Raw genomic sequence first — 13,070 nt, forward strand, 5'->3', positions numbered from 1 at the left:
GGAACCCTCATGCCGCAAGCCATTGAAACCGCGCTGAACGATCTGCCAACATTGCGAATCCTTCTGGCGGTGCTGGCCGTGATCGCGATCGGCGCGGTGCTGCTGCTGGTGCAGCGGGGTCGCGATCTGGCGGTGGCACGGGGGCAGAATTCCGATCTGCAATCGCGGCTGACGCGGCTGGACGAACAGGCACGGTCGCAGGATCTGCGCATCGGTCAGCAGGAAATCCGCCAAGAACATCAGGCCGCCCGGCTGGCGGAACTGACCGAGGAACGCGACGGGTTGACCGACGCGCTGCACCAGTCCCGACAAGAGATCGCGCGCGCTGAACGGGCCCTGGCGGAACTGCGTCTGGGCGCGCAAAAGGACCGCGAGGCAGCCGAGCGCGAGATTGCCACCTTGCGCGAATTGCGCGAGGAAATGTCCGGCCAGTTCAAGCTGATGGCGGCCGAGACCCTGCGCTTGCAGGGCGCCGACATGCAGAAGGTGCAGAGCGAACAGCTTTCGGCTCTGCTGACCCCGTTCCGCGACCAAGTCCATCGTTTCCAGACCGAATTGCAGGCCCGCAACAAGGTGCTGGACGAAGAGGGCGCGCGGCTGCGCGAACAGATCACCTTCCTGCATCAGCGGTCCGAGGATATCTCGCGCGAGGCGGTGAACCTGACCCGCGCGCTGAAGGGTGAAAAACAGCGGCAGGGTGCATGGGGCGAAATGGTGCTGGAACGCATCCTCGAGACATCGGGGCTGGAGGCGGGCACCCATTACGAGACGCAAGCCAGCTGGCGCGACGAAGAGGGCAAGCTGTGGCGTCCCGATGTCGTGGTGAAGATGCCGCGCGACAAGATCATGGTCGTGGACAGCAAGGTCTCGCTGAACGATTACGAATTGTCCGTCAATGCCGAGGACGCCGCCGAACGCGACGCTGCCCTGCGCCGCCATGTTGCCGCCATGCGCAATCACATCACCACGCTGTCCGACAAGGGTTATCATCGAATGGATGATAATTCAGTGGATTACGTTCTAATGTTCATCCCGATTGAAGGGGCGTTCTCCGAGGCTCTGCGCGCCGATCCGGGGCTGGCAGGCTTTGCGCTGGAACGCGGTGTCGGGCTGACTACGCCCACCACGCTGATGCTGACCCTGCGCACGGTCGAACATATCTGGGCGGTCGAGCGCCGCGAAAGCAATGCGATGGAGATCGCCCGCCGCGCAGGCGCGCTTTATGACAAGGTGGCCGGTTTCGTCGATTCGATGGAGGCCGTCGGCCGGGCGCTGGATCAGGCCAGCCGCTCTCATGGGCAGGCGATGGACCGGCTGACCCGCGGCTCGGGCAATGTCATCCGTCAGGTCGAGATGCTGCGCGAACTGGGCGCGCGGACGCAGAAGAAGATCGGGCTGGACCATGACGGCGGCGCGTTGCCCGGCATCGAGGGGCCGGAGGCCGCCGAATGAATACCCGCTTTACCATCCGCACAGACGGCCGGGCCTGCCATGACTTCACCCGCGAGGTTGCCAACTGGCTGGACAATATCGGCGCGGACGACGGGGTGGTGACGCTGATGGTGCGCCATACGTCCTGTTCGCTGTTGATCCAGGAAAATGCCGATCCCGATGTGCAAGTGGACCTGTTGGCGTGGCTGGACCGGATCGCGCCGCAGGCCGATCACCCGTCGATGCGCTGGATCACCCATCGCAGTGAAGGGCCCGATGACATGCCCGCGCATCTGAAGGCCGCGATCCTGCCCGTCAGCCTGCAAATCCCGGTTGTTTCGGGCCGGATGGACCTTGGCACATGGCAGGGCATCTATCTGGTCGAGCATCGCCACGCGCCGCAACAACGCCGGATCGCGGCCAGTTTCCTGCCCGCAAGTTAGGGTAAATCCACGAAAATCGCGCCGGGATCGCTTGAGACTGCGCGCCTCAGCCATTAGGTTGACCTGCACGACAGGATCACGGACGGGAATCGTCCCCGGTGGGGCGGCCAGACTTCAAATCTGGTTGGGGCAGCGAGCCTGTCCCGGGTGGGTTCGACTCCCATTCCCGTCCGCCAAATAATCCGACTAATGAATTGATATTTAACATTTTTATCAGTTTACTTTCAGTTTATCGCGCCAATTAATCCCCCAAAGAAAAATTGTCGCATGAGGGTTCTGCCCCCGACCGAAGCCGGGGGCGGGCTGTCAGCTTTTCGGCAGTTCCAGATCAGCGACGGTCAATTTCTCCCCGGCGTCGTGCCGGTCGAACCGCTCCTGCACCCACTGCTGGAACTGCTCGACGGTGAACACACCTGACGAAAGGCCGCGGAAGCCGCCCAGAAAGATCAGTTTCTTGGTGGAGTCCAGCTTGTGAAATATGTCGAGGATCTCTTGCCCCTCGGGGGTTTGCTCAGTCGCCTGCGTCATGTCATCATCCCCACCAGAGCGCGGGCCTCGGCCCAGATCTCGCCTTCCTCCCAATCCGAGGATACTTCGCCCCGGCTGGTAGCCACGATCATCTTGGCGGCGAAGTCGCCCGGCGTCTTGCACGGGATCGACATCATCTTTTCCTCGATTGCAAAGATCTCGTTGTAGAACAGGCGATCCATGATCTCTTCGGCGTCCGGGGCGTCCAAGATGAGTGTCTCGTTCCCGTAGGCTGCGGCTTGGTCAACCAGCTCCTGATGGCGTCGAAACAAGGCAATGATCCGGGTTTCATCTTCTGGTGGCAGAACCTCCCCCGACAGCGTCACAGCCGGGACAACACCAGCAGCGGCAACGGCGGGAATGGCTTTGAGAAGGGCGCGGCGGTTCATGCTGCACCGCCTTTCGGAAGGGCGGCGCTATCCAGCCCATCGTTGACCTCACGGGCTATATCGAGGGCGACGTGTATAAGCGCCGTGACCGCATTTTCCGCGATGCCCTCATTGTCCAAGGTGGCAATGGCTTCGAGAACACCGACAAGCTGGCAGGCGCGGTTCTGCTGGTTCTGAATATGCTGTTCAAGGGCGGTCATGCAGCCACCTCCATCAGCTTGACGGTGCGGCGCAGTGCAGCGCGCATGTAGCTGCGGGCCTCTCGCTCGGCCTGTGAATAGCCGGTGCGGCGCTCGGTGGCGTCCAGCGCCAAGATGAGCATGTCGTGGATTTCGTGCAGGCTGGCGACAGGCAAGCCGACTGTGTTATGGCAATGAATAGCCATTCGCTGATCCTCCGTTGATCAGTGTTTCGGTTAGGGCCGGGTGGAAGGTAGGACTTCCGTCCGGCCTGCTTTCGTGATAACACCAATTTATGAACACGTCAACTCATGATAACACGAAACCTAAGCGCCGCCCGCCAGAAACCGGGACACTGGTCGGTGTACGTCTGCAGCCTGACCTTCTGGATTGGCTCGACCAGCAGCGGTCCAAGCTAGACCCTGAGCCATCGAGGCCCGAGATGATCCGCATCTATCTTGAGGAGCGGCGCGGTAAGCTGGTGGTGCGGGATTGATCAGCTTATGTGCGTATCCGGCGTGGAGCGCAGTAGGCTACTTTCCGCCTATCAATGTGGTCACCGTTATGTGATTATTCGTTATCGAATCAGATAACGGAGATTGAACATGCGCCCGATTTTTGTCTGCGGTTCTATCATTTTAGGTGCTCTTGCTGGATGTGCGCCCGTCAGCCCGATTGTGAGCGACTTCAACGGCGCAAGCGTGAAAATTCAAAGATCGACACTGACTTCGGACACCCTAGAACAAGCCAAGGCCAAAACGCAGGCAGAGGCCACGCGCATCTGCCAAGCGGGCGGAAAGACAAGAGCCGAACCAGCATCCACTAGAATGCTCCCCGGCGACAGCTATATCGCGGAAGATCTGTTCCTCTGCTTGGATCGCTAACCGTGAGTGCCGGATAGAAAGAATATCCGGCCCCACTGGTTTTCTTGGAGAAATAAATGTTTGAAGTCGGAAAAAGATACGAATTCCGTGTAATTGAGGGTGGTGATGAAGTAAGTTTCACGGGCAGAATAGAGAAATATGAGCATCCGCTCCTCAAGCTTGAGGATACTGCCGTCGAGGCATTGAAGATAATCCTCACAGGACCAGACGGAGAAGATGCGAAACCGCTGTCGGACATGCCCGCACGAACATTTCCAGGGCGAATTATAAATGTTATCTCTCCTAACTTCATCAGCGCAGTGATTGTCATAGAGTGAGATACAGATTTTTACCTCGCGAGCCTGTCTAGAATTTTATCGAGGCGGGCGCGGGTGAGGCGCTGGACGTAGCGCCGTTTCCGGCGGGGTGGTGCCAGCAGCCGATCCAACCTCTCGGCGGTCAACTTGCGAGGGAAATGTCTGAGCCGACCGGAGGCCCATCCGGCTTTCGACACACAGGACAACGAACAAAAGGACGCCCCTTTGTTTCGTGATCTGTATTCACCGCCGCACCATTCGCACTCACGGGTCGGATGAATGCGCGTTGCCTCCACAGAACAGGCGTGGCTGCAAAAGCGCCGGGTGGCGCTGTCAGGGTGGAATTTATTTCCACATGTCTCGCACTTCCGAGGGGTCGACCGTGCCGCCCTTTTTCGCGCCGCCGCTTTACATGCACAACTGTTGGAACAATAGACGGCATTTCTCTTTTTGTGCGGCGGCATCGGGCGGTCGCATTGCACGCATAGCTTCTTGGCGTTCTCAGCGGCCCGTGCTTGGCGCTCTAACGCTGTCCGTGCGGCTTCGGCACATCGGGAAGAACAATATAGCCTGCCCCCATATGAAAACCGTTCAAAGACGGTGCCGCATTGTTCGCAGCTATGCCTTAAATCCAGCGGATCGAAGACCTGACCACCTGATCCTCGCTCATCTCTTTCAGCTTGTTGAGATGGTTGTGATGGCTTTGCTTGCACAGATCGCTGCAAAACTTCGGCCTGCCATCCGGCAGCGGCTTGTGACAGCGAGCGCATGAAGCGCGACCTATCAGAGTTCCGGCTTGAATTGTCCATTCCAGTTGCCCCTCGTTCCAGCTTGGGCGCGTGGCATTCACCCTTCGGAAAGCCGTCGCCAGTATCTCGCGGGCCATGTCGTCGGCGTCCTGCCACTTCCAGCCCTGCCTGCACAGATCGGACCGGATGCCATGGCGTAGCGGGCCTTCAAGCCCGAACAACGTGGCTGTCGCGCCGGCCTCGAATGCCAGCCGGATCACCGCGACCAGTTCCTTCACCAGGGCATCGAAGCGGCCTTTGCCCAGCTTGCCTCGATGGCGGTCCCGATCCCGCCGCCCCTGAGTTTTCAGAAACCTATGCGACTGCATATTCATCCCAGCATGGCGTCCAGAAGCGCCGCGTTGATCGGGTGCTGTGAAACTGGCGGCAGCGTCTTCACGCCTTCCGGTGCCTGCCGCTCCTTGCTGTAGGCGTGGGATAGCCAGACCTCATCCAAAGCCATGATGATTTCGACGTGGCGCGGCTCGACCGGCTGGCGCATCATCCGCGACCATGCGAACAGATCCTGCCAACTGATCGGGTTCGGGCCGTTCATACCGTAGCTGCGGGCGCGGGACAGGGCTGTGAAGGCCTCAAGCAGCGGGGCACCGACTTCCGGCATCCTGACCTTGCCGCCCTCCAGACTGGCTTTCAGCGCGGCGCAGAGGTGTTTCTTGACGTTCATCGGCCATAGGCGTTGTTGCAGAAGTCAGTGTGTGAGCGCAGTTTTCCCTTTCCGCGTTGAGTTCATGCCACGCGTTTGATCTCGGCGGATCCGAGGGCATTGAAGCGGTTCATGAGGGCGATGCGGATATGGATTTCGGCGGTCTGGCGGTCCGGGTCTCGTGATGAGATGCGTTCACCGAAGGCCTTGAGGCAGCGCATCCTTGCCTCGATCCTGCTTCGGACGTGATAACCTGACCAGCGCTTCCATATGGCCCTGCCCAAGCGCTGGGTTGCCCGGAGGATCTCGTTGCGCGCCCTGGCTGCGGGGCAATCCTCCTTCCAGAGACGGCCATTCCTCCGGATCGGGATGATAGCGGTGCCGCCTCGATCCAGGATCGCGGTGTGGCAGCGTCGGGTGTCAAAGGCACCGTCGCCGGTGACGGTGCCGATCTGTTCATCCTCTGGGATCTGGTTGAGCAGGTCGGGCAGAACAGGGCTGTCGCCTTCACGGCTTGAGGTGAATTCGACGGCGCGGATGTCACCTGTAGCCGTGTCCATCGCCAGATGAACCTTACGATATTGGCGTCGGCGATGCGGGCCATGCTTGCGGGCAAGCCATTCCCCATCACCAAGAAACTTGATCCCGGTGCTGTCCACCAGCAGGTTCAGCGGCCCCGGCGCACGGCGGCTCGTGATCTGAACCGTGATGCGCTTCTGCCTGCGGCTCAGGGTCGAGAAATCGGGCACCCGCCAGTCGAGCCCGGCCATCGAAAGGATGCTCGCCACCATCCCTGTCGTTTGCCGGAGAGGCAGGCCGAACAGAACCTTCACCATCAAGCAGAACTGGATCGCGGCATCAGAGAAGACCGGCGGCCGACCATTGCATCCGGATTTGGGTGCGCGCCAAACCATGTCCTTGTCCAGCCAGATCAGAAGGGACCCGCGCCGCTTCAAGGCATCGTTGTAGGACTTCCAGTTCATCGTGCGGTAGCGGGTGGGCTCAGGCTTGCTCATACTCGCCCCTTAGCCCACTGGATTCGCAGTGTGAATCCCTCAGAAAACGGAGTTCTGCAACAACGCCATCTGCTTGCGCCAATCGTAAATCTGCCAGCGGGTCGTGCCGTGCTTGCGCGCAGTATCTGCGACCGTCACCCCGGGCATCATGCTCTCCGCCGCGATCCGCGCCCGCTCTGCCTTCGTCCGCCGCCGACGACCGCTTGGCCCCCCGATCACCTCAAGCCGCGAGACCCCGACGCCTATAGAGCCGTCCAATTGGACGCCCATTTTGCCGTCTCTCTCCAAATCCAAAACCTCCGCCGCACATGTGCGTGGAGAATGAAGGCATCAACTCAAAAATGGCAGGAGGGGATCGGCGTCGCGCTTACCGAAGACGCTGCCTTTCGTAGAGACGGGGGTGCCAGCTTTTTCGATCTCATCCACGACGACGACAGGATTGGCGATACGGTTTTGGATGATGGTTCCGATGACCCGACCCGGGCAGGAGCCACATTGCAGCAACTTGGCCGGAGATGGTGAAAGGGTCGCTCCCATCGCTTCCAGCACCTGATGTGTGGACCGGCACGGCAGAGGTCGATGTCACGGGGGCATTAAGGAAGAAACGCGCGGAAATCCAACGGGGCTCGCGGCGACGAAGGATCGGGCCGCTCGGAGAAGCCGGATATACGTCCGCAATGGCGAGCTCTGAACCAGAGCCAACCAAACCGTTGCAATCAGGCGGGGTCCATATACATCCACATATGGCACATCCATACCGTCGGGGGCGGTTACAGAATCAGTGCCCTGGCAAATGGCGGAGGGGGTATCCCGCCCGCCATGATCGGGTCAGTCCGGTTTGGGCCGGTCGTCCCATGCGTCGCTGAGGATGCGTTCGGCGTCGCCCTTGGGGTCCTCGAACTGTCGCGATTTCAGGGCCCAGATGAAGGCGACCAGTCCGGTTGCGCCCAGCCCCAGCGAGACCGGAATCAGAATGGTCAGGATTTCCATCGCGTTTCTCCTTGTGCCTTGCGCAGCCGCAATGCGTTCAGCGTGACGGTGATCGAACTGATTGACATTGCCAGCGCCGCGAACAGCGGTGTCGCAAAGCCCGCGATCGCCACCGGCACGGCAATGAAATTATATCCGAACGAGATGGCAAAATTTTCGCGGATGCGGCGGGTCGCGGCTTTGGCCACGGTCAGCGTATCGGCGACGGGCGCCAGATCCTTGCCGGTCAGCACCATGTCGCTGGCCACCCGCGCGGCATCCAGCGCCGAGGCGGGCGAGATCGAAGCGTGGGCCGAGGCCAGCGCCGCCGTATCGTTCAGCCCGTCGCCCACCATCAGCACATGCGCGCCCTGCTGGCCCAGCCCGGTGACCATCGCCGCCTTTTCCTGGGGCGAGACGCCCGCATGATATTCGGTGATGCCCAGACGCGCCGCGATATCGGCCACGGCGGCGGGGCGGTCTCCGGACAGCAGGATGACGCGGACGCCCTGCCGTTGCAGGCTGCTGACGCATTCGGCGGCGCCGGGCCGCAGGCTGTCGGTGAAGTCCAGCCGGATCGGAGTCTGCCTGCCGATGGCCAGCCATGTGGCGCTGGTCGGCGCATCGTCGCTGGTGTCATGGGCGCCCAGCCAGTCGGCGCGGCCCAGACGCACCTGCTGGCCGTTCCAGCGCGCGGCGACGCCGAAGCCCGGTTGTTCGTGCAGGTCGTCCAGCTGCGCGGGTGGGGTGTCCTTCAGGGCCGAGGCCAGCGCCTGCGACAATGGATGCGACGAGGCGGTGGCCAGCGCCCGCGCGACGGGGTGCAGGGATCGGGGCAGGGGATCGGGCGAGACCAGTTGCGGCTGGCCCAGTGTCAGGGTGCCGGTCTTGTCGAAAACGACGGTATCGACGTCGGCCAGACGCTCCAGCGCGGTGCCGTCCTTGATCAGCAGCCCGCGCCGGAACAGCCGTCCCGAGGCGGTCGTGGCCACTGCGGGCACCGCCAGCGCCAGAGCGCAGGGGCAGGTGATGATCAGCACCGCCGCCGCGATATTGACCGACAGCCGCAGATCGCGCGTGGCCCAGAACCAGCCGGCGAAGCTGACCAGCGCCAGCACATGCACCACCGGCGCATAGGCGCGGGAGGCACGCTCGGCCAGCGAGGTATAGCGACCACGCGCGGATTCGGCGGCCTCGACCAATGCGGTCAGCCGGGCGAGCGAGCTGTCGCGGCCCGCGGCCATCACCCGCATGACCAGCGGCCCGGTCAGGTTGACCTCGCCCGCCGACAGCACCAGCCCCGGCGCGGCGGGGACGGGGAGGGTCTCGCCGGTCAGCAAGGCGCGGTCGATTTCGGAATGTCCGTCCACGATCTCGCCATCGGCGGGGATGCGGCCGCCGGGGCGGATGCGGATCAGGTCGCCCGGGCGAAGGGTCGAGACGGGCACGGTTTCCTCGGCCATGGCGCTGATGGCGAGGCCGGGGGACATTGCGTCCCCCGGACCCCCTGCAAGGTATTTGGAAGGAGTGCGAAGCAGGGTGGCGCGGGGGACTTCGAGGGCCGAAAGCTCGGCCGCGGCAGAGCGGGCGAGGGCGCGGGTGCGGTGGTCGAGATAGCGCCCGATCAGCAGGAAGAAGCACAGCATCACCGCCGCGTCGAAATAGGCGTGATGGCCCGAGAGAATGGTCTCGAAAAGCGAGATCGCCAGCGTCTTGGCCAGCGCCAGAGAGATCGGTACATCCATGTTGAGGCGGTGAGCCTTGAGCGCGCGCCAGGCGCTGGAGAAGAAGGGCCGGCCCGCGAAGGCCACCGTGGGCAGGGCGATGGCACCGGAAATCCAGTGGAACAGGTCGCGGGTCGCGTCCTCGGCCCCCGACCAGACGGCGACCGACAGGATCATGATGTTCATCATCGCGAAACCGGACACGCCGATCCGCATCAGCAGGTCGCGGCCCTGACGGTCTGCGGTGGTGGCCGAGAGGGCGTCAGGGTCGAGTTCATGCGCATCGAAGCCGATGGCGCCGAGGACCGGGATCAGGTCCTCGGCGGTCAGTTGGGGCGCATCGACGGTGACGCGACGCAGGGTCAGGTTGACGCGCGCGCTGCGCACGCCGGGAAGGGCGGTCAGCGCGCGTTCGACATCGGTGATGCAGGCGGCGCAATGGGCGGCGGGCAGCGACAGGATCAGATCGCCGCTGGCCTGCGGTTGCGCCCTGTCGGCCAGCCGTTCGGCCAGAGGGGCTGCGTCGCAGGCGGGGCAGGCGCTGATCCGCGCGGCGGAGAGTTCGGCCATGGGGTCCCCTTTCCTAGTTGCGGGCGATATGGTCCAGACGCTGGCGGAACTCGGTTCCGTCAGCCGCCGTCGCCGTCACATGCAGGATCCAGCTGCCCGCAGCCAGATCGGCGGGGGCGCTGAAGATGCCGCCGTCATAGGTGAGGTCCAGCACCCGGTCCTCGCGGATATGGGTCGGGCGGCCGATCGTCGCCGACAGTTCGCGGATCATCGGGTGCTGGCCGTGAGGGTCGGTGACTTCCAGCGTCAGCCGCTGCCCGTCATGGCCTGCTTGGACGGTCCAGCCAAGCGCCTGCTGCGCCGCCCGGTCGCGGTCGAAGCTTTGCGAGGCGACATAGCTGTTTTGCACCTCCAGCCCCGGAAAGGTGCCCACCGCCTTGAAGGCCATCACCAGATTGACCGCGACGATGACACCGAAAGCGCAAAGCGTGATGGCCAGAACATGGCGGCCGGTCAGTTCGCGTTTCATGTCACTGGCCCTTTCCGTGAAAGACGGTCGCGACCGAGGCGCGCGCCGGGTTGTCGATATTCTCGATCACCAGATCGATCTTTTGCGAGGGGGTGCGGGCCAGAGCCGATTGCGGCGGCGCGGTCAGATAGACCCGGCGTTCCAGCGTCTGGTCGGCGGGAACCACGACATTGTCGTCTTGCGCGCCCTCGATGGCCAGAACCAGATCCTGCGTGCCATCGCCGCCCACCGAAATGCGATAGGTCGCGGGCTCGTGCTCTTTGCTGCGCAGCCGTAGCTCGTAGGTGTTGCGGATCGAGCCGTCGGACATGGTCACAAAGGTCGGGTTGCGCACCGGCGTCACGTTCAGGTCAACCGCCGAGCGGATGAACAGCGCCACCACCAGCGCCACGCCGATCCCCGACCACAGCGTGAAATACAGCAATGTGCGCGGACGCAGGACATGTTTCCAGACCGGCCGGGGGGCGGCGCCGGTGCGTTCGGCCTCTTCGTCGCGCAGCGCCAGATAGTCGATCAGGCCGCGCGGCTTGCCCACGCGCTCCATGATCTCGTCGCAGGCGTCGATGCACAGCGCGCAGGTGATGCATTCCATCTGCTGTCCGTCGCGGATGTCGATCCCCATCGGGCAGACGTTCACGCAGGCCATGCAGTCGATGCAATCGCCCTGCGGCGCGGCGGCGGTGCCCTTTTGCGCCTTGCCCCGCGGCTCTCCTCGCCATTCGCGATAGGCGACGGTCAGCGTGTCCTCGTCCATCATCGCGGCCTGGATGCGTGGCCAGGGGCAGGCATAGATGCAGATCTGTTCGCGCGCGAAGCCGCCGAAGAAGAAGGTCGTCGCGGTCAGGGTCAGGATGGTGATATAGGCGACCGGATGGGCCTGCCCGGCCAGCAGGTTGCCAAGCAGCGTCGGCGCGTCGGTGAAATAGAACACCCACGCGCCCCCCGTGCAAAGCGCGATCAGCAGCCACAGCGACCATTTGACAGCGCGCAGCCGGATCTTCTGGCTGTTCCATTTCTGCCGGTGCAGGCGCAACTGGTTGTTGCGGTCGCCCTCGACCCAGCGCTCGACCATGGTGAACAGGTCGGTCCAGACCGTCTGCGGGCAGGCATAGCCGCACCAGACCCGTCCCAGCGCCGAGGTGAACAGGAACAGCCCCAGCCCCGCCATGACCAGAAGGCCCGCGACGAAATAGAATTCATGCGGCCAGATCTCGATCCAGAAAAAGAAGAAACGGCGGTTGGCAAGGTCCACCAGCACCGCCTGATCGGGCATGTTCGGGCCGCGGTCCCAGCGGATCCACGGGGTGATGTAATAGATCGCAAGCATGATCGCCATGGCGACCCACTTGAGAGTGCGGAACCTGCCTTTGACTCGTTTGGGAAAGATCGGTTCTCGCGCGGCATACAGACCTGGCGGGTCCATCTGCGGGCTGGACATATGGGTTGGCTCCTGTTTCGCAGGGCCTGTCTAGGCCGGGCGGCGCGGACCTGCCTTGATCTGTATCAAGTCGGGGTGTTTTTCCCGCCCGCCTGCCGCGGGGTGGATCCGTCCGATGCCGCCGCCGCAAGGATCGCCGCGACATCGGTACTGGTTTGACAGTTTTACTGAAAATCAGATGGTTACGCTAGGATGCTGATGCGCCTTGGGCCTCTTTCGCGGGTATGTCTTGCCTTGATCTCCGTTGGCGCTTATCGGGATGCTGCGCCGCACCCAGGATATGGGCGGCGCCATGGACCACGTGGCTGGCCTGCCCGACCAGCAGCGGATCGGGGGGCGTCACCACCGCAAGATCCTTGTCGGGATAATCCAGCGTGGACAGGAAATGGCGCATGCAGTTCAGCCGGGCGCGCTTCTTGTCGTTCGATTTGACGATGACCCAGGGCGCGTCGGCGGTGTCGGTATAGAAAAACATCGCCTCTTTCGCCTCGGTATAGTCGGCCCACTTGTCCAGACTGGCCTTGTCGATGGGGCTCAGCTTCCAGCGCTTCAGCGGATCCGTCTCGCGCGAGAGAAAGCGGCGGTGCTGTTCGTCCTGGGTGACCGAGAACCAGTATTTGTAAAGCCTGATCCCCGAGCGAACCAGCATCCGCTCGAATTCGGGCGCCTGACGCATGAATTCCAGGTATTCGTTCGGGTTGCAAAAGCCCATCACCCGCTCGACGCCAGCGCGGTTGTACCAACTGCGGTCGTAGAAGACCATTTCGCCCGAGGTCGGCAGGTGCTGGACGTAGCGCTGGAAATACCACTGGCCGCGCTCTTCCTCGGTCGGTTTGTTCAGGGCGACGACGCGGGCGAAGCGCGGGTTCAGATGCTCGTTGAAGCGCTTGATCGTGCCGCCCTTGCCTGCGGCGTCGCGACCCTCGAACAGGATCACGAATTTCTGGCCGGTTTCTTGCGCCCAAAGCTGGACTTTCAGCAGTTCCGCCTGAAGCAGGGCCTTTTCGGCCTCATACGCGCGTCGGCCCATGCGGCTTGAATAGGGATATCGGCCGTTTTCAAAGCCCTGCACGGCCGACCTGCGCGACCTTCGATGCGGTGCGGGGACAGGCTGGGCCTCAACCGGGGGTACGGCCGGACGGGCCTCGATGGTGGTGGGGGCGGCAATCTCGGTCATCATCACCTCACAAAATGAACTCGTCACAATGCGGCGGATGATACACGATCCGCCGCCTGACCACCTTGAGCAGGATCAAATTCCGGGTCCCTGGTTTCGCTGCGG

The 13,070-nt window shown here is 62.7% G+C and carries 18 protein-coding genes and 1 tRNA gene; 5 read left to right on the plus strand and 14 right to left on the minus strand.

The window, feature by feature from the left end; genetic code table 11:
• Positions 1 to 9: 9 nt before the first annotated feature.
• From JHW40_RS11345 to JHW40_RS11355, 3 genes are all read left to right on the plus strand, one after another.
• Positions 10 to 1,452: a DNA recombination protein RmuC gene (locus JHW40_RS11345; protein WP_090616308.1), complete on the plus strand. Its 1,443-nt coding sequence runs from the start codon at positions 10 to 12 to the stop codon at positions 1,450 to 1,452.
• Complete coding sequence (locus JHW40_RS11350; RefSeq protein WP_090616305.1) at positions 1,449 to 1,874, plus strand: secondary thiamine-phosphate synthase enzyme YjbQ; 426 nt, start codon at positions 1,449 to 1,451, stop codon at positions 1,872 to 1,874. The genes JHW40_RS11345 and JHW40_RS11350 overlap by 4 nt, the downstream gene beginning before the upstream one ends.
• An 80-nt stretch (positions 1,875 to 1,954) precedes the next feature.
• Positions 1,955 to 2,050, plus strand: a tRNA-Sec gene (locus JHW40_RS11355).
• Positions 2,051 to 2,180: 130 nt separating this feature from the next.
• On the opposite strand, the gene JHW40_RS11360 is transcribed toward JHW40_RS11355, so the two are convergent.
• Genes JHW40_RS11360 through JHW40_RS11375 form a run of 4 tightly spaced genes read right to left on the minus strand, consistent with a single transcriptional unit; the run spans position 2,181 to position 3,176 of the window.
• Entirely contained in the window at positions 2,181 to 2,402 is a 222-nt protein-coding gene (locus JHW40_RS11360) for a hypothetical protein (protein WP_090616302.1), read from the minus strand.
• Positions 2,399 to 2,791, minus strand: coding sequence for a hypothetical protein (locus JHW40_RS11365; RefSeq protein ID WP_090616300.1), 393 nt, complete (start codon positions 2,789 to 2,791; stop codon positions 2,399 to 2,401). Before JHW40_RS11365 ends, JHW40_RS11360 begins: the two co-directional genes overlap by 4 nt.
• Entirely contained in the window at positions 2,788 to 2,991 is a 204-nt protein-coding gene (locus JHW40_RS11370; RefSeq protein ID WP_090616296.1) for a hypothetical protein, read from the minus strand. Before JHW40_RS11370 ends, JHW40_RS11365 begins: the two co-directional genes overlap by 4 nt.
• Positions 2,988 to 3,176 carry a hypothetical protein gene (locus JHW40_RS11375; protein ID WP_090616293.1) on the minus strand — a complete coding sequence of 63 codons (189 nt, stop codon included), beginning with the start codon at positions 3,174 to 3,176 and terminating at the stop codon, positions 2,988 to 2,990. The genes JHW40_RS11370 and JHW40_RS11375 overlap by 4 nt, the downstream gene beginning before the upstream one ends.
• 399 nt (positions 3,177 to 3,575) lie before the next feature.
• Here JHW40_RS11375 and JHW40_RS11380 point away from each other — a divergent pair, with 399 nt between their 5' ends.
• Together JHW40_RS11380 and JHW40_RS11385 are read left to right on the plus strand one after the other, a co-directional pair.
• Positions 3,576 to 3,854, plus strand: a complete 279-nt coding sequence (locus tag JHW40_RS11380) for a hypothetical protein (RefSeq protein WP_139208232.1) — start codon at positions 3,576 to 3,578, stop codon at positions 3,852 to 3,854.
• Positions 3,855 to 3,910: 56 nt separating this feature from the next.
• Positions 3,911 to 4,171 (plus strand): cupredoxin domain-containing protein, encoded by a 261-nt coding sequence (locus JHW40_RS11385; RefSeq protein WP_139208231.1) that lies wholly within the window; start codon positions 3,911 to 3,913, stop codon positions 4,169 to 4,171.
• A 604-nt stretch (positions 4,172 to 4,775) separates the two neighbouring features.
• On the opposite strand, the gene JHW40_RS11390 is transcribed toward JHW40_RS11385, so the two are convergent.
• The 10 genes from JHW40_RS11390 to ppk2 form a co-directional block, all read right to left on the minus strand.
• Positions 4,776 to 5,267 carry a hypothetical protein gene (locus JHW40_RS11390; protein ID WP_244519315.1) on the minus strand — a complete coding sequence of 164 codons (492 nt, stop codon included), beginning with the start codon at positions 5,265 to 5,267 and terminating at the stop codon, positions 4,776 to 4,778.
• A 2-nt stretch (positions 5,268 to 5,269) separates the two neighbouring features.
• Entirely contained in the window at positions 5,270 to 5,623 is a 354-nt protein-coding gene (locus JHW40_RS11395; RefSeq protein ID WP_090616287.1) for a phage tail assembly chaperone, read from the minus strand.
• 62 nt (positions 5,624 to 5,685) lie between these two features.
• Positions 5,686 to 6,618 (minus strand): IS5-like element ISPpa3 family transposase, encoded by a 933-nt coding sequence (locus JHW40_RS11400; RefSeq protein WP_026155396.1) that lies wholly within the window; start codon positions 6,616 to 6,618, stop codon positions 5,686 to 5,688.
• Between the two features lie 39 nt (positions 6,619 to 6,657).
• On the minus strand, positions 6,658 to 6,888 hold the full coding sequence (locus JHW40_RS11405; protein ID WP_090617612.1) for a transposase: 231 nt from the start codon (positions 6,886 to 6,888) through the stop codon (positions 6,658 to 6,660).
• Positions 6,889 to 6,948: 60 nt separating this feature from the next.
• Entirely contained in the window at positions 6,949 to 7,155 is a 207-nt protein-coding gene (locus JHW40_RS11410) for a hypothetical protein (protein ID WP_139208284.1), read from the minus strand.
• Between the two features lie 291 nt (positions 7,156 to 7,446).
• Positions 7,447 to 7,608: a cbb3-type cytochrome oxidase assembly protein CcoS gene (gene ccoS / locus JHW40_RS11415; protein ID WP_090617616.1), complete on the minus strand. Its 162-nt coding sequence runs from the start codon at positions 7,606 to 7,608 to the stop codon at positions 7,447 to 7,449.
• On the minus strand, positions 7,596 to 9,881 hold the full coding sequence (locus tag JHW40_RS11420) for a heavy metal translocating P-type ATPase (RefSeq protein WP_090617619.1): 2,286 nt from the start codon (positions 9,879 to 9,881) through the stop codon (positions 7,596 to 7,598). The genes ccoS and JHW40_RS11420 overlap by 13 nt, the downstream gene beginning before the upstream one ends.
• Before the next feature lie 13 nt (positions 9,882 to 9,894).
• The gene (locus tag JHW40_RS11425; protein WP_090617621.1) at positions 9,895 to 10,350 is read right to left on the minus strand and encodes a FixH family protein; all 456 of its coding nucleotides are present in this window, start codon (positions 10,348 to 10,350) and stop codon (positions 9,895 to 9,897) included.
• A 1-nt stretch (position 10,351) separates the two neighbouring features.
• Positions 10,352 to 11,788: a cytochrome c oxidase accessory protein CcoG gene (ccoG, locus tag JHW40_RS11430; RefSeq protein WP_090617623.1), complete on the minus strand. Its 1,437-nt coding sequence runs from the start codon at positions 11,786 to 11,788 to the stop codon at positions 10,352 to 10,354.
• Between the two features lie 187 nt (positions 11,789 to 11,975).
• Positions 11,976 to 12,968, minus strand: coding sequence for a polyphosphate kinase 2 (gene ppk2, locus JHW40_RS11435; RefSeq protein ID WP_090617626.1), 993 nt, complete (start codon positions 12,966 to 12,968; stop codon positions 11,976 to 11,978).
• Positions 12,969 to 13,070: the final 102 nt, after the last annotated feature.

Origin of the sequence: Paracoccus alcaliphilus (genome assembly GCF_028553725.1) — a bacterium.
In the GTDB taxonomy this organism is placed as follows: Bacteria; Pseudomonadota; Alphaproteobacteria; order Rhodobacterales; family Rhodobacteraceae; genus Paracoccus; species Paracoccus alcaliphilus.